Origin of the sequence: Saccharothrix sp. NRRL B-16348 (genome assembly GCF_001280085.1) — a bacterium.
GTDB lineage: Bacteria > Actinomycetota > Actinomycetes > Mycobacteriales > Pseudonocardiaceae > Actinosynnema.
Genome location: NZ_LGED01000136.1, coordinates 1 through 21113 on the forward strand (window position 1 = coordinate 1; position 21113 = coordinate 21113).

The window sequence follows — 21113 nt, forward strand, 5'->3', positions numbered from 1 at the left end:
GGCGTTGTCCAGCACGACCAGCATCCGCCGCCCGGCCACCAGGCTGCGGTACAGCGCGGCCTGGGCGTCGAGGTCGACGGGGATGCGGTTCGCCTCGACGCCCAGGGCGTCGAGGAACCCGCGCACCGCCACCGCCAGCTCCACCGGCTCGCCGGTGGGACTGAACCCGTGCAGGTCCACGAACAGCTGCCCGTCGGGAAACCGCTCCAGGTGCCGATGTGCCCACGCCAGGGCGAGCCAGGTCTTGCCGATGCCCCCGGCCCCGCCGATCGCCGAGACCAGCACCGTCGCGCCCTGCCCCGCACCCGCCGGGCCGGTGGTCGGTTCCCGCGCGTCGGTGCCTGGTCCCTGCGGTGTGGCGGCGCGGGTCAGGGCGCGGTCCAGACGGGCCAGTTCCGCGGTCCGGCCGGTGAACAGTCCCGGTGCGGCGGGCAGCTGCCGCGGGATGACCGGCGCGGGTCTCGGTGGTGGCGGGTGCAGGTTCAGGTTGCCGTGCACCACACCGACGGCGGCACCGTGGTCGGTGGCGACGAGGTCACCGTGGATGCTCGTTGTCACCGCGGTGCCGGCGTCCGGGGTGGTGTCGGGGTGAGGCGGGTCGGCCGCCGACGCGGTGTGCCCGTGGTCCGCGTCGGCTAGCGAGGGTTGTGCGGCTGCTGCGCGGAAGGCGGTGGTGTGCCGATGGTGAGGTGGTCGCCGGTGGCCGCGCCGATGGTGATGCCGGGTCCGGAGCCGTGCACGTCGCCGGCGATGTGCACCCCGCGCGGTCCGGGACCGTCGTACCGGGCGTGTGTTACGGGGCCGGTGGCAGGGCCGCTCACCACATGGCCGGCAGACGCGGTCTCCGGTGCCGGGGTGTCCGGCGGGCGTGGGGTGAGGACGGTGGGGTCGGCAGGGTAGGGGTGGTCGGGCAGGGCGATCCAGGCCAGGTCCTGGAACTCCTTCGCCACTGCCTGGACCGGTCGGAAGGTGGCAGGATCGAGGGTGGCGCAGTGCCGCACGACATCGTCGAAGACCAGCCGGGACACGATCATGGCCAGCACACCGGGTGAACTCGCCAGCGCGTCCTTGAGCGGGGCGGTGTCCAGCAGCCGGAACGCTTCGGTCAGGGCGGTCGAGGTGGCACCCTGTCGGTCGAGGGCGACCTCGCCTGCGTGCACGGCCAGGCGCAACCGAACTCGGGCCGAGTCGTGGCTGGTGTTGTTGTGCCCGCGCACCGCCCGCACCAGGGCCTCGGGAAGCACCTCCACCAGCGGCGCCTTCGGGTACTCGGGTGGGATGAGCAGGAACAGGCCGTCGCCGCGGTCCTCGTGATGGCAGTCCTCCCACGACACCCCGGCCGCCGCCAACGCCTCGGCGACGACCGCGTACAGGCCCGCACGGGTATCGAGTTGGTGGTGCAGGGTCCGGCCGGGGGCGCTGAAGCGCTCCACGTCGACCAGGACCATCGTGCGGTGGACCGCGTGCCGACCCGTACCCGCCATGCCGACCCTCCGAGGGCAGAACCGCGTGGTGCACCGATGAACCACGTTCTACCGACCAGTGCGGGCGCGTTCCGCGTCATTTGACGCACCGGTCGCCCGTTCGGCCCTACGAGTTCACCCGGCCGGGTGACACGCCGCCACTGCGGTCCCGCTGTCCGGTCGCGGTCGTCGGATGGGCTCGTCGGGAGCGCCGCCGGGTGCGCGCAGGGGTCGGTAGCCCTGGCGGGCGTACTCCTGTTCGACGGGGAACTCGTAGGTGCCGTAGGGGTTGACGTGTTCCATCAGGGCCGGGGAGATGTGGGCGAGCAGGTCGTGATCGATGCGGCCGCGGCGCTGCGAGAGTCGGTCGAGGGCGAGTTCGAGGTAGGCGGTGTTCCAGGTGATGATCGCGTTGACCGCCAGGGACAGGCACAGGGCCTGTTCGGTCTGCTGTTCGTGCATCCGGCGCCGCACGGTGCCCTCGTGGGCGAAGAACAGGTCGCGGCGCAGGGAGTGCAGGGTCTCGCCCTTGTTGAGCTGGCGGGTGATGCGGCGGCGGTAGGTCTCGTCGGCGAGGTAGCGCAGCCGGGTGAAGCGGGCGTGGTCCAGGGCGGTGTCGAGGTGGGCGGCCCAGCGCTGCGCGGCGTGGGTGCTGACGCCGAGCAGTGGCAGCGACCGTCCAGGTGACGTTCGGCGATGCGGCCGCCCACCTGCTGATGGGCGGCCGCAGGAGTCGACATCGCCGTCGGAGATCGCGCTGGCGTCGGACCCACCTGATCGACGCCCGGATGATCACTCACCGCTACTTCAGCCGAGAACTCGCGGAAGCGGCATGCGCGCCTCGCCAGCCAGCAACCCCAGCAAAGATCAGCCGCCAGATAGCTCTGGGGACCGCCAACTATCGCTGGGGGTCACAAACACCGACGGCGCGGTGGTGCGGACGTCTTAGCTTCACCCATTCGTCGGCGAAAGTCGTGCGTTGCTTGTTCAATCCACGGGCCTTGTCCCTGCTGCGTGTGTCGGTCTACGGCTGTGGCGGGAGCACGTACAGCCCGGTGGTCGCGTCGTGCACGGTGTCCAATCGTCTGGTCAGCACCGTGATGTCGGCGCGCATCGTTGTGTGTTCCAGTCGCAGGACCTGGACGGCGCGCAGCAGGGTGTGGGTGGAGGCTTTCCAGTGGTCCCTGTCGAGGCGGAGCTCGGCATGGGTGGCGGTGAGGTTTTCCAGTCGGGCGGTCAACTGCTCGATGTGTGCCTGCTGTTGGGCTTCGAGGGAGGTGGTGGGTGTGCGGTGCGCTCGGGCGAGGGCGGCGAGGCGGTCGCCGAGGTCGCGGAGGGAGCCCTGGGTGACGTGGTTGCGGTCGACTTGGGCTTCGCGGGCGAGTCCGGCTTTGCTGAGCAGACCGGGACGGGTGAGGTTGGGGCGGCCGGAGAGCATGCGGGCCATGGCGGCGAGGACGGCTTTGCGGGTCGGGTGCGGTTCTGCGTCGATCTCGCGCGAGGTGGGCGCGGTTGCCGCCGGCGGATCGGTCATCGGCTGTCCGGGAAGGAGGCGGTGTCGGTGGGTGGTGGCAGGGGTGTGCCGTCCGGTCCGATGCGGGTGGCCCAGTGTCGGTCGGCGGTGGTGCGGTGCCCGGTGGCGGTGATGCGCAGTCGAATCGCCTCGGGTCCGGGGGCGAGGTCGGCCCAGGCGTCGAGTTGTCGGGCGAGGCGTTGGTGGTCGCGGGCGTGGTGGTCGGTGTGGAAGCGGTTGGGGCAGTGTGGTTGGCAGTTGGCCAGGTCGGGTTCGGTGCGGGCGTCCTGGGCGGTGTCGTTGAGGCACGGCGGGTTGGTGGTGGGGTCGAATCGGCAGCCGACGGCGGTGTCGGGGTTGTCATAGGCCTGGATGCCGGGGTCGGCGAGCATCTTCTTCCAGTCCTTGGTGGTGAGGATCGCGCCGGCGAAGGTCGCCGCGGCGTCCACGGCGTGCCGTGCGGCGGGGCCGGAGATGCCGCCGCCGGCGGCCAGTGAGGCGGCGAGGTTATTGAGGGTGGCGGTGATGTGGTCGGCGGTGTCGCGGGGCAGGAAGCGGGTGGAGCCGGACTGCTTCATGCCGCCGTAGGCGGCGCCGATGACGCCGTCGGCGTGGCCGTAGACGACCGCGAGGCCGAACGCCCCGTCGGGCCGGTTGCGGATGAAGGGGCCGATCGTGCGGCGCAGACGTCCGGCGGTGATCCCGGTGGGGTCCTCGGCGATGCCCGGCAGGTGGTGTCGTGCGGCGATGTCGTTGGCGAAGGCGACGAACGCGCTGATCGCCTTGTTGATGTCGGGGCCGGTGGCCGGTTGGCCGGTCGTATCGGAGAACAGGGTGGTCGACCGCCTGGGAGCGGGCAGGTTCTCCAGCAGTTCCACAGCTCGGGCCGCCTGGGGCAGGACCGGCCAGATGTGCTCACGGCCGTCGAGGTCGTGCTGGTCGGTGTGGTCGCGCTGCGCTTTGCGGATGCGTCCGGTGATGCGGTAGCGGACCGCGCCGCCGTCAAGGTGCTCGACGGTGAGGCAGCCGCGGACCAGGGTGCGCAGCTCCAGCGGTCGTGGTCCCGGCGCCGAGGTAGCCGATCACGACCGCGCACGCGCCCTGCAGCACGTTCCACAGCACGGAGGTGTGTCGGCGCCGTCGCCCTGTCATGCGGACGGCTACGTGGCGGAAATCCGGTACGAGCCATGGCTGGTCGTTGATCCGCGCGGTGCAGTCCACCGGCAGGGGTTTCGCCGACCCGTCCTCGGCCAGGGGCGGCAATCCGGTGCCCGACCGCCGGCGCAGGCGCGCGAGTCCTGCCTCGATGGATCGGCCCGGCAGTCCCGGGCTGATCGCGGTCAGGTAGGCCACGTCTCGACGGTCCCGCCCGTTTCCAGCGCGGGGATGCACGGTCAGCGAGGCCAGCCAGGTCGTGGCGGCGGCGGGGTCGTGCCCGACCGCGTAGTGCGGGTCGAGGCGGGCGCGGTTGTCGTGGTACCAGCGCAGTGCGGTCAGGCAGTCGCCGGAGAACCGTTCCACGAACTCGACCGCCCACCAGATCAGCGGGTCCATGGTGTCCTGCGCGAGCGGTTCACGGCCCTCACCCCGGTCGGTGCGTGGCCGCAGCACAGCCGATTCCCGTCCGATCCAGAACGGGCGGGCCAGCACGTCACTGGCGGGCAGTTCCCCGGCTTCTCCCCAGGCCCACAGGTAGGTCAACGGCCGGATCAGGGAGGCCGGGTCCCGCAGGTCGAGGGTGTCGACGTGTTGACCCACCCTTCGAGGTGGTGCGGTGTGATCTGCCGAATCTCGGTGACGCCCGTGTCGGTGTGCAGCCGCCGCAGGAACCGGATCACCCCACCCAGGGTGAAGACGATGGTGCCGGTCCCGGGCCGGGACCGGTAGTTGCCGCCGGGCAGGAACAGCAGCTGCTCGGGCACCGGGGTGTTGATCATCAGCCAGGCGAGGCGTTTGAGCGGCGCACGCCAGGCGTGCTCCACGTCGCGCCACCCCATGCTGTCGGCCTTGCGTCGGTGCTCCTGCTCGAACACCAGCGGGATCGTGCACTCGTTCCCCAGGGCGTCGAGCGGCCAACGGTGGTCCCGGAAGGCGGCGACGGGGGCACCCGGCAAACGCAGTCGCGCCGGGTCCACGATCGACGCGCCGAGCGCCCGCCGTGCCCACCTGCGGGTCACGACGTCACCGCCGGCGGTGGTGGTCCGGACAGGTGACGGGCCGGTCATCCGTAGTCCCCCGCGAACGCTCGTGCGATCTTGTGACGTTGTGTTTCGGTGGCCTGGCCCCGCAGGTAGACCCGGCGTCGTTCGTCCACCCCGGCCTGCTGCAGCACGGAGAGCACCTGCAGGTAGTAGCGCAGGAACCGCTTTCCCACCGCGGCGGCGGCAGGATCGCCCGCAGGTTCTCCAACCCGTCCAGGATCAGGACGTCGGTGGGCAGGTGACGGGGTGTGACGCAGGCGTTGGCGCACCCGAAACACGCCAGGAACGGCTCCCGGCACAGGTCGCCGGTGTCGGGATGGTTGTCGTGGTCGGCGCAGTTGACGCCCACCATGTCCCGGTCCGGATCAAGGTCGTCCACGTCGTGGATCCGCACAGCCATGGTGTCGCGGGCGGCGTCGAGCGCGTCCTGCAGACCGGCCAGGGCGATGTCGCGACCCGCTTCCACCTGTGAAGGATTCGCCAGCCGGTACCGCAGATGCATCTCGTCGGTGTGCCCGACGGGCATCTGACCGCCCTTCCACGCACCGGCCTGATGGCTGTTGCGCACCGCAGTGAAGTTCAGCGCGGGCCCGTCGTCGCGCCCCCACGGCCACCACCGTCCGACCATCGACTGCCGGTCACCGGAGCCCCGTCAGCGCCGCGCCGTCGGGCTCGGCCGCCGAGGGCCAGCCCGGCACGACGGCGTGGATGAGGTGGACGCCAGGGCAGGTGGTGCCGCGCCGGGTTCGGCGGCCGGACTGGTGCTGCCCGACGGGCTCTCCAGATTGCTATCCCGGGGTCGTCACCGGCACGAGGGAATCGACTTCGACCAACAGGCACGGCGCACACACCCGGCGCAGCGGGTCATGAGGCAGATGCGCACACAGGTGCGCGGCCGATCCGGAGGAAGGCCGCCGCGCGGAAGTTCCCGACCAACAGTAACTGCTTAACCTCGAAGCCACTGGTACCGAGATTGATTCCGTTAAGCCTTCCGGGTGAACCTCGAAACATTTCCGCAGGTCAGCGATCAGTCATACGTTGCCTACAGTCATACATGTCCGCAACAACCACATGACTCCACGACTTGCCTTAGCGCAGTCGGACTTTGCTAAATGCGACTGCCCGGCGATCTGGAGGTGTATTCCAGCCAACCTGACCAGGCGTTACAATAATGTCCACCCCGCACGTTAATGACGTTCGGCCAGGCGTTGCGTCGGCGCGCGAGGCGGCCGGACAGACAGACCGACGGACCGACGTACATATGTAAGGTCTGTAGGTTCGCGCCCCCGCTGCGAAGGGCTGAGGGTGGTTGCGCTACGTTTCTGTCGCGTGGAACGGTGCTTCGTTCACCACTCCTCGGCTGCCCGGTCACTTCACCGCACAGGTTCGCTGTGCAGTGAACTGCCAAGAGTGGCCGAGGAAGGGAGAACGAGTGTTGAATCGCGTGTTCGGGAAGGTGATCGGTGCCTTGCGGGTGCCGACTGCACGCCTGGGCGAGGTTGCCAGCGCCTCATGGACGTTGGTCGCACGCCCATGGAAGGAGGGCAGCCGGGGCCGCAAGTACGGTCCCGGACTGCTCCTCTGGGTTGCCCGCCTGATTGTCGAGTACCTAGTTCGCAGCAGGTGGTAACAACCCCTCGCTGAGCGGTGGACGTCGCCGGGCCTGGCGGCGTCCGCCTCTCCAGTAACGCCCTCATCAGTAACGTTACTGCTGGGCAGCCTAGCCCTACCTACATCACATGTAAGTATGAGGGAGCACCTCCGTGATGCCGCCTGCATCGCCGTCACGGCCACGACACGCGCTGACATGGGGCCTTCGCCAGGCGAGGGTCAGGCAGCCAAGCGCAGTAGCCGGATCTCATGTTGGAGTTGCTGCACGTCGCTGTCGCTGATGGTCGAGCACAATCGCGGTGTGGGCCGGGCCGTCCGCGTCCTGCGTGTTGCGGACGGCATGAACGGGCCACCGGCGGGCATCGCCTTGCAAGCCGATCGGGAACCGTCCAGGAGCGTCAGTGGGCGTTGTAGGCCCACGTGTGGCCGGTGCCCCGGTACTGCTCGATGGGGGTGGGCTGCCGTCCATCGGGCAGGTGGTCGTGACAGAGGATGCCGTGGAGGTGGTCGACTTCGTGGGCGACCAGTCGGGCCATACCCCACTCGAAGATGGTGATCTTCAGTTCGCCGGTGATGTCGGTGTGTTCGACGTGGATGTGCAGCGGGCGAGGGATGAGGCAGCGGACGTCGAAGAAGCTCAGGCACCCTTCGTACTGCTCGTCGGTCTCGGCGCTGGCCTCGATGATCCGGGGATTGAGCAGGGTGATGACCTGGTCGGTGCCCGGTGGTCGCACCAGGGCGGCGGCGCGGTCGATGCCGATCTGGGGCGCGGCCACGCCCATGCCCTTGCCGAAGTTGTGGGCGCCGGCGATGCGTTGGGCGGCGGAGTGCAGTTCGGCGATGACCCGGCGTGCGTCCTCGGCCTCGGCGGGCAGGTCGAAGGAACGGGCGGTGCGGCGCAGCAGCGGGTCGCCCTCCTGGACGACGCCGAGCCCGGTCATGGTCTGACTCGGCCGCGCCGGCTGGTCGGCATCAGTAGTTCTGCGGCCTCGGAAGTCCCATTCGAGGCGGTAGCGGCCGTGCAGGGGCGGGTCTTCGCACGACCAGGCGAATCGCACGCGGTCGTCGGCGGTGGTGCGGGTAATGGCGGTGCGGAAGGGCATGGCCTCCGCGGTCATCGAGGTGTGCAGCCCCCACACGACCGGCGCAAGTTCGGCGGGGAAGTCCAGGGTCACCGACAGGGTGGTGGTCGGCAGGCGCACGGCGCGTTGGAACCAGTTGCCCCAGTGGTCCTCGCGGACGGTGTACTCGTATTCGATCCAGGTCGACTCTCCCGGGTAGAGCGGGAAGTGCCCGGTGTCGCCGGAGAAGTGCAGCCAGACTTCCTTGAACGCGTCGCGGTCGTGGTGGGCGCTCCAGGTCATCGGCTCGGCGCGGTCGGGGCCGTGCCAGGCGTGCAGGTCGATCTCGTCCCAGGTGAGCGGGTCGGCGCTGTAGAGCTTGTTCGAGCGTTCGGGGTCGCCGGGGTGACGGTCGACGGAGATGCGGATCAGGTAGCGGCTGATCGGCTCGGTCCCGTCGTTGACCAGACGGCGCCGCTGGGTCAGTCGGTAGACGCCTGCGTCGTAGCGCAGGGTGGCGTCGTCGTGGTCCACCACCAGACCACCTGTGCCCGCCAGCTCGCGCGACTCGGCTGCGGCGTTGGGGCGGACGCGGGGTTCGCGGCCGGTCTCGAAGGCGCGGAACGCCTCGCGCAACGCTCCCCCGGCGGCCAGCACGGTCTCGGCCTGGAGCGCGAACTCCCGCGACGGGCGCTCCGCGCCGGATTCGACCTTGGAGACGTAGGAACGGTCGTAGTCCATCTTGCGGGCCAGTGCCGCGCGGGACAGGCCGCGCACGTCCCGCCAGCGGGCGAATTCCGCCGCGAAGGCGTTGCCCTTGTCGCCGCCCGCGTCGGTGACCTGCGTGTCGTCGACCATGACCGCCCTGTCCCCCTGTTGGCCGTGAGTGGGCGTGAACCCACCGTGAGTCACGGCTCAGCCTAGAGGCACACCCCTGCGCCGGAGTGTTGTGGACGGTGTCCGGCTCGGCACAGGGAGGACCTCCATGACACCCAGCCTCACGACCACGGCAGGACGACCCACCACCGCGACCACCGGTGCCGACCCGACGTCGACACCGGCGACCGACGCCTACCCGTTGCCCGGCGGTGCCGAGGTGATCCGCGCATGCGGCGCCGAACCGCCCGCCGGCTCCGACCCGATCCTGATCGCGGTCTCCGTCCTGGCCCGCAAACACCTGGAACGCATCCAGGCCGTGCCCGCGCAGCGCGACCTCTACGACAACGACCACGTGCTCGCCGCCGCCGCACGGATCCTCCTGAGTTGCGCGAGCGCCCGCGAAGCCCTCGTCGACCAGATCGACCGGTGGGTGACCGAAAGGCTGCCCACCGGCCCGCCCGCGGCGCTACTGCACACCGAGACCCTGGGCCAACTCGTGGACCGCATGGCGATGACCTGGGCGTACCGGCGGCAACTGACGCACCGCGTGCCGTCCTCCCGCGGCGCGTCCGTCGGGCACCAGGCGCAGGCGACGATGGACGAGGTCGCCGCCCTCGTCAACGCCTACGACGACCTGCTGGCCGAGCTGCGCACCGGCCGGCGTCGACTGCCCACCACAGTCTCCGCCGTACTCGGGCTGTAGGCCGCCCGTGGCCGAGCAGTGGCGTGGGGTCGTGGCGCTGGCCGTGGCCGCGGACAGCCCGCTGGGCCGAGCCACCGATGCCGTCGATGTCGCCACCGCACACCTGCCACCGCCTAATGCGCACACGCAGTGCACGGTCTGCCGAGACGCATCGTGGCCGTGCGGCCCGTTCGACACGGCGGCCCGTGGACTCGCGGCACTCGGCATCCCCGTCGGTTACCTCGTGCCGCTGGACCTGCACCCCGTCCTCTGGCCGCCCGCCGCGGCGACCGCCGACCAGCCGACCCTGGACCTGCCGGGAGCCCCCGATGGATGAAGTACCGGCCGCCAGTCCGCACAGCGGCGCCACCGCCTATCCGGACTACCTCGAACGCACAGTCGTGCTCGGCGACGACGCCACCCAGGCGTCGCTCCTGAACGGCGAGCTGCCGAAGTTGGTGGCGACCGTACGCGACGTGATGAAGCAGCACCGGCCCGACTCACAGGACCACTGCCCCTGCCGTCCCCGATGGCGACGCGGTCGCACCCCGAACTGCCGGGTCCGGGCCACCGCCCACCGGCACCTGATCGCCGACGAGCCCGCCCCGCCCCCGACCAGCGCGGCTCGACACGCCACCCGCCGACCACGCCACGTGCACTCCGTCGGCGGGCTGCCAGAGGTGGAACGCCCGCAGCGTTCCCCACCTTCCGACGGCGCTGCCGCCTCCGCAAGATCGCCGCTTGATCGCCGGTCGACGACCTCGTCCAGCCGCCCCACACACGGTTGACTGACGACTGCTCGCCCACGCCACGGCCCACCTGCCACCGCCCGGCTACCAGTCCCGGTGCACGGTGTGCCGGGTCGGACCTTCCCCCTGTTCCCGACTCGCACACCGCCGATTCGTCTGGAGCCGCAGATGGACGAGGTTCTGTCCGCTAGCCCGCACGACGCGCTCATCGAGCGCATGGACTACTACGACCGTCTGGCAGCCGAAGGCGACGACGACGACGCCAGGACAATGCTGCTGGACAGCGAGCTCCACCGGCTCACCGCCGCCCTTCGTGATCTGCTCGGTCAACACCGGCCCGACCACAGCGGCCGGTGTCCCCAATGCCGTCCCCGGTGGCGACGCGGTCGCACCCCGAGCTGCCTGGTCCGGGCCACCGCCCACCGGCACCTGATCGCCGACGAGCCCGCCCCGCCCCCGACCAGCGCGGCTCGACACGCCACCCCGCCGGCCGCACCGCGGACACGCCGGCGGCTGCTCGAGGTGGGGAACGCCGCACCGTTCCCCACCTCCCGGACCACAACGCACGCCGGTTTGGGAAGACGCGAGCAGCGACCAGGTTCGCGACAAGACGGTTACGGACAGCACCACCGCACAATTGCGGACAGTGATCATGACGATACGGTACGCATGCGGTGACTGGTTGTGTGTCACTTGCAAAATGACCATGAAGTACGACCACTAAGGACATTTCGTGACTGGAACGACGCCGGGCGGCGAGCGGGCTACCCTGCTGCGCAACCAGACTGTCGATGCGCTCAAGGAGGCGGGAACGGTCGTCTCTGCCCGCGTCGAGGCCGTGATGCGGGCAGTTCCCCGCGAGGCCTTCGCCCCGGAGGCCGATCTCGATGCGGTCTACGAGCCGTGGAACGGGCTTGTGACGAAGAGGGACGAGGACGGGCGGCCGTTGAGTTCGCTGTCCGCGCCGGATGCGCAGGCGCACATGCTGGAGCAGGCCCGGATCGAGCCGGGGATGAACGTGCTGGAGATCGGCTCGGGCGGGATGAACGCCGCCTATCTCTCCGAGATGGTCGGGCCGACCGGCCGGGTGACGACCGTCGACATCGACGAATTTGTGACCGACCGGACCTCCCGGTTCCTCGATGAGGCCGGGTACTCGCGGGTCAACGTGGTGTTGGCCGACGCCGAGCATGGCGTTCCGGAGCACGCGCCCTATGACCGGATCCTGGTCACGGTCGGGTCGTGGGACGTGCCGCCGGCCTGGATCGATCAACTCGTGGACGGCGGCCTGCTGGTGGTTCCGCTGAAGGTCATGGGGCTGATGCGCACCGTGGCATTGGTGCGCGAGAGGGGTCGGCTGGTCAGCGAGTCGGCCCGGCAGTTCGGGTTCGTGCCGATGCAGGGTGCCGGCGCCCACGACAGCACCGAGCTGGTGCTGCGCGGTGCCGCGGTCAGGCTGGTCTTCGACGAGCAGCCCCCGGTCGACCCGTCGCGGCTGGACGGCGTGCTGGAGTACGAGCCGCTGGTGGTGGACAGCGGCGCCGGGCTTCGCGTGGGCGAGCTGTGGGCGACCATGCAGATGTGGCTGGCCACCACGGTCCCCGGGTTCTGCCGCATCATGGTCGATCAGGCGGCGAACGAGGCGTCGCCCCGGCCGCTGGGCGGTATCCACACCGGGATGGCGGCCATCGACGGCGCCAACCTGGCGTACGTGGCCTCCCGCCGGCTCGGCGGCAACGACCTCGCGCTCGAGGTCCACACCTACGGCCCGTCCCCCGCCGCCCTTGCCGAGGTCGTCGCCGAACAGCTCCGGATCTGGGACCGCGATCACCGCGGCGGCCCGGGGCCGCAGTACCTCATCTACCCGACGGCAACCCCAGGCGAGCAGCTGCCTGAGGCGGACTTCGTCGTCGGCAAGCGCCACAGCCGGGTCCTGATCTCCTGGCCACGGCCCGCGAACACCGTCGGCCGAGACGTCCTGCACCACCCCAACCACCAGTAGAGGAAGAACCGTGACCGTAGTAGCGATCGAGCCGTCCGGCGGTGCGACAGCGCTGCTGGAGGCGTCCGTCGAGGACGAGTTCGAGCTGGACATCCGCGCAGTGCTCTCGCACCAGGCGGTGCCGCACAGCAGCAACTGTCCTACCGACGACGGGTGCGGCAACAGCTGCGCCAACGGCGCGAGCGCGTGTATCTCGCACAACAACAACCAGTTCTGATCAGCACCCCTCCCGGCCGTCGGCGGACTCCTCCGGCGGCCGGGAGGAGTTCGGTCGACATCGGATCGAGGGGACGATCGTGGGGTTGGCAGCAGGGTGGCAGTGGGGCGGCGTAGGACTGCTGCGGGTCAGCACCGACCCCGGCGGCCTGGACCTGCCGGATGAACTCGACCTTTCCGACGCGTCGTCGTCGGTGGCGTGGATGGCGCGGGTGTGGGACCGCGACGACATCCGTGCCGCGCTCTCTGCGGTCAGCCCGGCACTGTGCCGCCGGATCGATGCCATCGTCGCCGACCCCTGCCGCGACGCCTCCCAGGTCTGTCGCGCCGCCACCGCGCTGGCGGCCTACTTGCTGCGCTGGCAGCGGCGCCCGACGCCACTGGGGCCGCTCGCCGGTATCGGGCCGGTGAGGATCGGCGGCCAGGCCAAGGTTCGGACCGGGACCGGGCACCGCCTGTCGGTCCGGGTGGACGGCGGCTGGCTCGCCGACGTGACGGCGAGGCTGCACCGGTGCCGGGATCTGCTGGAGCGGCTGCCGGTGGTCGCGAACAACGCGATCTGCGTGCGGGGCGGACGACTGGTCGCGCCCGGCCTGCCGCCGGATGACTCCCCGAGCGCCGAAGCGCTCACGGAGGTCTCGGTGCGCGCCACGCGTCCCGCAGTCACGGCGCTGGAGGCCGCCTCTACGCCGATCACCTTCGACAACCTGCGCCGGCAGCTGGCGGACAGGTTCCCGACGGCCACCTCCGCACAGATCGGCACCATCCTGTACGGCCTGGTCGACCAGCAGTTTCTGATCACCGGGCTGCGCATACCGATGACGGAACCCGACGCGCTTGGCGCGGTGTGCGACGTGCTTCGCGCTGCCGACGCCGACGACATCCCGGAGATCGCGGAGCTGGTCGCCGGGCTGTACGGGATCCACGACACACTGACCGGCGGCGTGTTCGCTGCCGTGCCGCCGGGGGTGGCCGACCGGATGACGGCGATCACCCCGGCGGAGCGCACGCCGCTGCTGGTCGACACGATCGCCGACTGCGAGGCAGTACTGCCCGAGGCGGTGGCGCGCGAGGCCCGTGACGCGGTGGCTGTGCTGTACCGACTCTCGCCCCACCTGGGCGGGTATCCGCCCTGGAGGGAATACCAGACCGCGTTTCGAGCCAGGTACGGCACCGGCGCACTGGTCCCGGTCCTGGACTTGGTCGCAGACAGTGGGCTGGGGCTGCCTGCCGGCTACATCGGCTCCGGACGCGAACGCGGAACCCGGCAGATGTCCGAGCGCGATGACAAGCTGCTGGCCCTGGTCCAGCAGGCGACCATGACCGGCGGCGAGATCGTCCTCACCGCCGACCTCGTCGAACACCTGGCCAGCGCGCCCCTCGACCCGCAGCGGTTGCCGGCGCGCACAGAAGTCGCCTTCACCATCCGCGCCGGCTGTCCGGAGGACATGTCCGCCGGGAGGTTCGTGCTGGAGTTGACCGGCACCCCGCGTCCGGCCGGCAGCATGGCCGGAAGGACTGCCCACCTCCTTCCCGACACCGATCTCGCCGAGATCCGCCGCACCTTCGAGGGCACCGGGCCGGACACCGTCACGGCGCAACTGTCCTTCGCCCCGCGTTGGCGGCGCAGTGAGAACGTCGCCCGCACGGGCATGCTCGCCCCGGTCGTGATCCCGATCGCCGAGCACCGCGCACCCGGTCCGGGCGTGATCGACCTGGCCGATCTCGCGGTGACCGCCGACGGTCCGGACCTTCACCTGATCCAGATCTCCACCGGCAATCGGGTCATCCCGTACGTCGCGAGCGCGCTGGAGGCCGCCAACCACACCGCGCCGCTGGCCCGGTTCCTGTCCGAAGTCGCCACCGCGTGCTTTCCGACCTACGGCACCTTCGCGTTCGGCCCGGCCGGCGCGCTGCCCTTCCTGCCGCGCGTCCGCTACCGGCGCACCATCCTGTCGCCGGCCCGCTGGCAGATCAGAGCCGATCAGTTACCCGCCCGTGGTGCCGGCGCGGAACTGTGGGACGCCGAGCTGTCCGGCTGGCTGGCGCGCTGGCGGGTCCCAGACCACGTCGCCATGGTCGACCACGACCGCGTTCAGCCGATCGACCTGCGGCACCGTGCGCACAGGATGCTGTTGCGCGCACGTCTGGAGCGCGGCGGCCGCGTGGAGCTGCGCGAGTGCGCCGCCCCGGACGAGCTGGCCTGGATCGGCCGCGCGCACGAGGTGCTACTGATCCTGTCCCGCACCCAGGCCCCGACCCAGACGGCGACGCGCATCACAACCCTGCCGCCCGTTGTGGGTGCCGCCGACCTCCATCTCCCGGCAGCATCACCGATCCTCGGGCTGCGCCTGCACGCCCACCCCGAGCGCTTCGACGAGATCATCATCGACCACCTGCCGGCCCTTCTCGACTCCTTCGGCCCGAACCCGCCGGCCTGGTGGTTCCACCGCCACCGAGACCTCAGCGACCATCGCGCCGGCCAGCATCTCGCGATCTTCCTGCGCATCGCCGACCCGCAGCTGTTCTCCGACGCCGCCGAGAACACCGCGGCCTGGGCGCGACGACTGCACCGCGACCACCTGGTCTCCGGACTGTCCATCGCCGACTGGCAGCCGCCGACCGGGCGCTACGGCCACGGCGCCGCCCTGGACGCCGCACTGCTCGGCTTCGCCGCCGACTCGGCCGCCGCCGCCGCCCAGATCCGAGCCACCCGAGTCGCCGGACTGCGCCCCCAAACCATCACCGCAGCCAGCTTCCTCGACCTCACCACGGCCATGGCCGGTGACCCGGCCGGCGGGCGGGCGTGGCTACTGCACGAGATCGCCCAGACCAGCGGCCATCTCAACCCCGAACTGCGCGACCAGACCATCGCCCTGGCCGACCGCCTCGGCCCGCTGGCCGACACCCAGGCCGGCCAAGCCGTAATCCACGCCTGGAGCCTGCGAGCAGAAGCGATGGCCGGCTATGCCACAGCGCTGTCCGAGCAACGAGACCCGATCAGCGTGCTCGGGCCGCTGCTGCACCTACACCACCTGCGCGCCATCGGCGCCTACCCCGACTCCGAAGCCATCACCGGCCGCCTGGCCCGAGCTCTCGCCCTGCGCCAGCAAGCCCATCGCGGAGCGTCCCGATGACCATGAGCACCGACCTCGCCGCCGCCGCCGAACACCACGCCCAGCTCCTGCACACCCCGCCGCCGAGAACACCGGGACAGGACTGGGCCGCACAGAACCTCGCCACCGGCAGCGCCGGAATCGCCCTGGCCCACATCGAACGAGCCAGGTCAGGACTCGACAACTGGCGAACCGCACACACCCACATCCGCGACGCCGCCGACACGCACCTGAGCGACCACGACTCCGCCGCCCTGTTCCTCGGCGCACCGGCCCTGGTGTTCGTCCTGGACGCCGCCGCCGGCACCAGCGACCGCTACCGCACCGGCCTGGCCGACCTCGACGCCCCCATCGCCAGGCTCGCCCACCGCCGCACCCGCACCGCCCTGGCCCGCATCGACACCGCGCGACCGGCCACCTTCGCCGAATACGACATCTTCTCCGGCCTGTCCGGACTCGGCGCGCTGCTCCTGCGACGTGATCCCGGTGGCAGCGCCCTGGAACAGATCCTGCACTACCTGGTCGCGCTCACCCGGCCGCTGACCGTCGGCGACGAGGTCCTTCCCGGCTGGTGGGTAGGCCACGACCCGCACCGCAAAACACCGCCGGGACACCGCGGCCACGCCAACCTCGGCGCATCACACGGCATCGCCGGTCCGCTGGCGCTGCTCGCCCAAGCCGCTCGTCGTGGCATCACCGTCGACGGACAGCACCAGGCGATCACCGACATCAGCCGCTGGCTGGACCACTGGCAGCGCCTTGATGGTGACGCGCCTTGGTGGCCCGAACACGTCGACATCACAGAACTGCGAACCGGGCGCACCCAGCAGACCGGGCCAACCCGGCCCAGCTGGTGCTACGGCACCCCCGGCATCGCCCGCGCCGGACAACTGGCCGCCATTGCCCTCGGCGACAACGCGCTCCAAGACCGCTACGAGCGCGCGTTGCTGGCGTGCCTCAGCGACGACACCCAGCTCGCGCGGCTCACCGACGCCGGGCTCTGCCACGGCGTCGCGGGCACCTTCCAAACCCTCTGGCGCGCCGCCGCCGACGCCGCCACCCCCGCCCTGAGCGAGCAGGTGCCGCGCCTGGCCGACGCGCTGCTCGCCGCATCCGCACGACCGAACGAACACGGGCCCGGCCTGCTCAACGGGACCGCCGGAATCGCCCTGGCGCTGCACACCGCCGCCACCGACACCGCTCCGACCTCCGGATGGGACGCATGCCTGCTGATCGACTGACCTGGGCGTCCTCCCCGGCCGAAGCCGCCATCTGGCGCGTCCTGGCTGGCGACGACCTCGACACCACCGCAGAGATGTCCGGCCTCGACCCCGACGAATTGACAGCCGCCGCGACGATCTACCGACAGGCTGGCCACGACGCCCTCTCCGCGAGACATGCCGACTCCTGGCAACAGGTCTACATCCGCTTCCAGGACTGGACCCGCGCCGAGGACATCACGGCGAGCCACCTGCTGCCGGCACTGACTCGCACCGAACAGAGCGGCGCGATTACCCAGTGGTGGTTCATGCGCAAACACCCGTGCTGGCGACTACGGTTGCTCCCCGCCCACGGGCACGACGCAATCACCGAACTCGCGACCACGCTCGACGAACTCATCGCAGCCGGCCACGTCGACGCCTGGTGGCCCGGCCTGTACGAAGCCGAGACCGCCGCATTCGGCGGCCCGAGCGCCATCGACGCCGGACACCGCCTGTTCAGCGCGGACAGCCGCGGTGTCCTGGAATTCGCGGCGGCCGGTAAACCCGGGCTGGGACGTCGAGAACTGTCGGTCCTGCTGTGCGGAACGCTGATGCGCGACGGCGCCGCACTGGAATGGTACGAACGCGGCGACGTCTGGGACCGCGTCAGCGCCGAGCGACCCCTGCCCGCCGACATCGACAACGACAGAATCGCCGCGATGGCCGGGCAACTGAGAACCCTCACCCTCGCCGATACCGCCCCCGGCGGACCCTTGTTCAACACAGACGGGCCGCTGTCCGCGCAAGTCGGCTGGGCGGCGGCGTTCCGTGCCACCGGCCGCGATCTTGCCGACGCCAACCGCACCGGACATCTCACGCGAGGACTTCGCGATGTCCTCAGCTACCACGTGATCTTCCACTGGAACCGCCTCGGGCTCGACGCCCGCACCCAGGCGATCCTCGCCCACGCAGCCCGCCACGCCATCCTCGGCTCCACCGACCACCCCGCCGCGCCACGGCCTTCAAACTCGCCCCCAGCCTCAGCAACCCCGGTACCCGCGCGGAGCGTTGATCAGGCCATCATCCGTTTTCCGCTGATCCATCAGGGCCGCCAGTTCTGCGGCGACCTGCCCGCGCGCGTCGGACTCGTCGAAGAACACGCCGCCAACAGCGCCCACCACGGCGACGCCGACAAACGCATCAACGCCGCAGCCGCGGCCTGGAACCTCGCCGCCCTCATCGCCGCCGACTGCGACATGCTCGACCTGGCCAAGGATCTCTGCGTCGCACAGTTCGAGGTCTTCCACCAGTCATGGCCGCTGTCCGGCCGCCCCGCCATCGCCAGCCTGCAACCGCTGGTGAACCTCGCACGACTGGCCCAGCGCACCGGCGAACCCAAACACGCCTACGACACTCTCGCCCAGATCGAACACGCCGTCCGCTCCGGCGGCACCGTCGACATCGCCGGCCAGACGATCCCATTCGACGCATTCATCGCCCCCGGCGGCGACCGCAGCCCCGTCGAGGCATGGCTACTTCGGACACTGCGGGAAGACGGCACTCGCGCGCTCGTCGCCGCAGGCGACTGGGAGAAGGCGGCGGACCACGCCTCCAACTACGACGACACGCCGGAGCTGCTGCACGAAGCACGCCAGACCCGCATCATCGCCCTCGCCCGCGCGGGACACCGCGATGGCGCGCTCCGCCTCATCGACACCGCCACGACCACCCACCCGTGGCACCGCGCCATCGCCTCCTGCCTTCGCGCGTACACGGACATCAACACGGGACACCACGACCCGACCACGACGAACACGCTGATCACCAACGTCCAAGCCGCCCGGACAGCAGCAGCCGACTCGGTCATGACCATGTTCCGTGTCCGGATCGGCCTTGCAGCCGCACACCTCGCCGCGACAACCCACCAGCGCGAGGCCAGCCTCCTGCGCGCCGAAGCCGCAGAAGACGCTCACCGGTCCGGCAGCGCCTACGCGGCCCGCGAAGTGCTCGACGACGCCGCCAACAGACCATCTCCGCCATCACACCATGTAGGGGCGCTGAACAACCTCATCGCATCAGCCGGACTACGGCAGGGAACGATCCCCGAAGACCTTCGAGACCGGTTGCATACGGCCACCGAACAAGCTGCCAGTGTCCTAAAACACGCCCTCCTTGAACCTGAACGCTGACGACGGCATAGCGCTCGGCACCTTGCACAGCTCTACGCTTCGTTGAAAGTCAAGTGTTGATGAGCAGAGCCGGCCACAGATAATACGAAACGACGCGCGCCATCCGACAAGGGTATGGTAAGTGTTCGTTGTCATTTGGCACGCACAATGGGGGCGACGTGGAACGGCGGCAACCGACTCAGAAAATTCTGTCATGGATTGTGGCCGGTGTCGCCGCAGTTGCCGTGGCCATTCTGGTGATGGCGATCGCGTCCGATGGCGACAAGTCCGAAGCAGGACGGACAAGTCGCCGACCGACGTCGGCATCGACTTCGTCAAACGCTATGCCGTTGGCGACGGAGCTATATGCGACCTGGCCGATCAACGGTTCCGGGATCGGTTGACCAGCGAAGGACGGTGCGACCATCGTTCGGATACTGCGGATCCGGCGGCGTCGATCTTCTTCGAGAGGACCTGTGCACATCGCACCGGTCTGGGCGTCGAACTGACCGAGCAAGGCCGGTTCGACGGGCGCTACGTCAGGGTGAGCCTCGAACGGAACGCTCGAGGCCAATGGCTGGTGGTCGCGGTTCGAGCCGCGCAGTCCCGAGACGAGATCCCCTCGTACGAGTGCGCGGCCCCGTCCAGTCGCTTCAACGGGTGAACCGCATGGTCGTCACAACGTGGACTCACCTTCGAGGGACGAACGAGCGCATCCCGCCGCCCGGACCAGGACGGCGGGTGCTCGCGTAGTACTCAGCCTCGCCACTCGCTGGGGCGGCTGGTCCTGCGGGTCCACTCGCTGGGGCGGCCGGTGCGGGGGGACGTGAGGTTGTCGATCATGGTGATCTCCCTGACGGTTACGGGTAAGCCCTGGTCATGTCCCCCGACCAGCCCCTGACATTGCGTGACCTGCTGGTTACAGTCGAGTGCTCTGTGGAGGGATCGGGGGTAGAGCGTGAGTCGGCTGGACCCACGCCGTTGGGCTCTATGGTCGCTGCCCGGCGGCGTGCTCGCGTACGTGGTCACCGTTCAGGTGCTCACGTACGCCGTCCTGCTCGCCACCGCTCTGGCTACCCCGATCTCGACGTGGTCGTGGACGTGGTTGGGCGTGCTCGTGGTGGCCTCGGTCATCCACCTGGAAGCCGCGCAGGGCATCGAGCGGATCCGCGAGCTCGCCGCAGAGGGCACCCCCTACACCCACCTGCAAAGCGTCTGGTTCTTCGCCGGGGTGCTGCTGCTGCCCGTACCGCTGCAAGCGGTGCTGATCGCCGTCAGTTTCACTCACGAGTGGTACCGGGTCTTCCGCCGCCGCGCGGTGGCCCACCGCAAGCTGTTCTCCGCCTGCACCGTGCTGCTGGCCACCGCCGGGGCGACGCTGGTGCTGGCCGCGTTCTACCCCGCTGTCGACCCCGGCCAGCCGTTGGTCGCAACGCTGGGAGGGCCGCGCGGCGTGGTCGCCTTGGTGCTGGCGGGGCTGATCTACCGGCTGGTCAATTACGCGCTGGTGGTCGGCGCGATCATCGCCACCAATCCCGACAAGCCCGCGCACCAGGCGCTCGGCCCGGCGTCGGACCAGCTGCTCATCGCCGCCGCCATCGGCCTGGGCTATGCGGTGACCGTGGTCATGGTGCACCAACCGTGGACTGCGCCGCTGCTGCTGGTCACCATCCTCGCGCTGCACCTGGGTCTGCTGCTGCCGCAGTTCCGCGCGGCGGCCCGCACCGACGGCAAGACCGGCTTGGTGTCGGCGCAGTGGTGGCACGACCAAGCCTCCGCCGAACTCGAACGCGCTCGCCGACTCGCCGGCCCGGTCGGCGTGCTGATGCTGGATCTCGACCGCTTCAAACGCATCAACGACCGCTTCGGCCACCCGGCCGGGGACGATGTGCTGCGCGCAGTGGCCGACGCCATCCGCCGTGCCGTGCGCGGTACCGACCTCGTCGGCCGCTGGGGTGGCGAGGAGTTCGCCGTGCTGCTGCCCGGCGTCGACACCACCGGAGCGGCGGCAGCGGCGGAACGAATCCGGGCGATGGTCTCGGTGCTGCGGGTGACCACTCGCGACCACACCGGCCAAGAGGTCGTCGTCGCCGACCTGACGCTGTCGGTGGGAGCGGGGGCCTTCCCCACCACGGCCGCCACGGTGGCCGACGTGCTGCTCGCGGTCGACGCCGCCCTCTACGAAGCCAAGAACAGCGGACGCGACCAGGTCCGGCTCGCCGGCGTCGGCGCGGCCTGAGGAAACACATC

Annotated in this window: 18 protein-coding genes and 1 pseudogene; 10 read left to right on the forward strand and 9 right to left on the reverse strand. The window is 70.3% G+C overall.

Annotated features, from left to right (window positions below; genetic code table 11):
- From ADK67_RS14440 to ADK67_RS50810, 3 genes and pseudogenes are all read right to left on the reverse strand, one after another.
- A pseudogene (locus ADK67_RS14440) lies at positions 1–558 on the reverse strand (AfsR/SARP family transcriptional regulator); the annotation flags it as partial.
- A gap of 77 nt (positions 559–635) precedes the next feature.
- On the reverse strand, positions 636–1484 hold the full coding sequence (locus tag ADK67_RS14445) for a hypothetical protein (RefSeq protein WP_053716945.1): 849 nt from the start codon (positions 1482–1484) through the stop codon (positions 636–638).
- Between the two features lie 114 nt (positions 1485–1598).
- A complete protein-coding gene (locus ADK67_RS50810) occupies positions 1599–2012 on the reverse strand; it encodes a transposase (RefSeq protein WP_231648189.1) in 414 nt (137 codons plus the stop codon).
- On the opposite strand from ADK67_RS50810, the gene ADK67_RS53600 reads away from it, so the two are divergent.
- Positions 1947–2150, forward strand: coding sequence for a hypothetical protein (locus ADK67_RS53600; protein WP_231648184.1), 204 nt, complete (start codon positions 1947–1949; stop codon positions 2148–2150). The two genes, ADK67_RS50810 and ADK67_RS53600, sit on opposite strands and share 66 nt — an antisense overlap.
- Positions 2151–2487: 337 nt before the next feature.
- On the opposite strand, the gene ADK67_RS14460 is transcribed toward ADK67_RS53600, so the two are convergent.
- From ADK67_RS14460 to ADK67_RS50815, 5 genes are all read right to left on the reverse strand, one after another.
- Positions 2488–2997: a hypothetical protein gene (locus ADK67_RS14460; protein WP_053716948.1), complete on the reverse strand. Its 510-nt coding sequence runs from the start codon at positions 2995–2997 to the stop codon at positions 2488–2490.
- Positions 2994–3854: a hypothetical protein gene (locus ADK67_RS14465; protein ID WP_053716949.1), complete on the reverse strand. Its 861-nt coding sequence runs from the start codon at positions 3852–3854 to the stop codon at positions 2994–2996. The genes ADK67_RS14460 and ADK67_RS14465 overlap by 4 nt, the downstream gene beginning before the upstream one ends.
- Before the next feature lie 124 nt (positions 3855–3978).
- The gene (locus ADK67_RS14470; RefSeq protein WP_053716950.1) at positions 3979–4734 is read right to left on the reverse strand and encodes a hypothetical protein; all 756 of its coding nucleotides are present in this window, start codon (positions 4732–4734) and stop codon (positions 3979–3981) included.
- Positions 4686–5153, reverse strand: a complete 468-nt coding sequence (locus tag ADK67_RS14475) for a hypothetical protein (protein WP_157620310.1) — start codon at positions 5151–5153, stop codon at positions 4686–4688. Before ADK67_RS14475 ends, ADK67_RS14470 begins: the two co-directional genes overlap by 49 nt.
- A gap of 44 nt (positions 5154–5197) precedes the next feature.
- A complete protein-coding gene (locus ADK67_RS50815; RefSeq protein WP_157620312.1) occupies positions 5198–5350 on the reverse strand; it encodes a hypothetical protein in 153 nt (50 codons plus the stop codon).
- Between the two features lie 143 nt (positions 5351–5493).
- Between ADK67_RS50815 and ADK67_RS50820 the strand changes: the two genes are divergently transcribed.
- The gene (locus ADK67_RS50820; protein ID WP_157620314.1) at positions 5494–5649 is read left to right on the forward strand and encodes a hypothetical protein; all 156 of its coding nucleotides are present in this window, start codon (positions 5494–5496) and stop codon (positions 5647–5649) included.
- 1537 nt (positions 5650–7186) lie between these two features.
- Here the strand turns inward: ADK67_RS50820 and ADK67_RS14480 are convergent.
- On the reverse strand, positions 7187–8707 hold the full coding sequence (locus ADK67_RS14480; RefSeq protein WP_053716952.1) for a peptide deformylase: 1521 nt from the start codon (positions 8705–8707) through the stop codon (positions 7187–7189).
- A gap of 127 nt (positions 8708–8834) precedes the next feature.
- On the opposite strand from ADK67_RS14480, the gene ADK67_RS14485 reads away from it, so the two are divergent.
- From ADK67_RS14485 to ADK67_RS14525, 8 genes are all read left to right on the forward strand, one after another.
- Positions 8835–9431, forward strand: a complete 597-nt coding sequence (locus tag ADK67_RS14485; protein WP_053716953.1) for a DUF4254 domain-containing protein — start codon at positions 8835–8837, stop codon at positions 9429–9431.
- Positions 9432–9438: 7 nt separating this feature from the next.
- Positions 9439–9747 carry a hypothetical protein gene (locus ADK67_RS14490; protein WP_053716954.1) on the forward strand — a complete coding sequence of 103 codons (309 nt, stop codon included), beginning with the start codon at positions 9439–9441 and terminating at the stop codon, positions 9745–9747.
- A 1145-nt stretch (positions 9748–10892) separates the two neighbouring features.
- On the forward strand, positions 10893–12161 hold the full coding sequence (gene fxlM, locus ADK67_RS14500) for a methyltransferase, FxLD system (RefSeq protein WP_053716956.1): 1269 nt from the start codon (positions 10893–10895) through the stop codon (positions 12159–12161).
- A 10-nt stretch (positions 12162–12171) separates the two neighbouring features.
- On the forward strand, positions 12172–12378 hold the full coding sequence (locus ADK67_RS14505; protein WP_197289452.1) for an FxLD family lanthipeptide: 207 nt from the start codon (positions 12172–12174) through the stop codon (positions 12376–12378).
- Between the two features lie 202 nt (positions 12379–12580).
- Positions 12581–15514 (forward strand): lantibiotic dehydratase, encoded by a 2934-nt coding sequence (locus ADK67_RS14510; protein ID WP_197289453.1) that lies wholly within the window; start codon positions 12581–12583, stop codon positions 15512–15514.
- The gene (locus ADK67_RS14515) at positions 15511–16734 is read left to right on the forward strand and encodes a lanthionine synthetase C family protein (protein ID WP_053716957.1); all 1224 of its coding nucleotides are present in this window, start codon (positions 15511–15513) and stop codon (positions 16732–16734) included. Before ADK67_RS14510 ends, ADK67_RS14515 begins: the two co-directional genes overlap by 4 nt.
- Complete coding sequence (locus ADK67_RS48215) at positions 16716–18884, forward strand: thiopeptide-type bacteriocin biosynthesis protein (protein WP_063797606.1); 2169 nt, start codon at positions 16716–16718, stop codon at positions 18882–18884. Before ADK67_RS14515 ends, ADK67_RS48215 begins: the two co-directional genes overlap by 19 nt.
- A gap of 937 nt (positions 18885–19821) precedes the next feature.
- Positions 19822–21102, forward strand: coding sequence for a GGDEF domain-containing protein (locus ADK67_RS14525; protein ID WP_231648185.1), 1281 nt, complete (start codon positions 19822–19824; stop codon positions 21100–21102).
- The last annotated feature ends 11 nt before the right edge of the window (positions 21103–21113 follow it).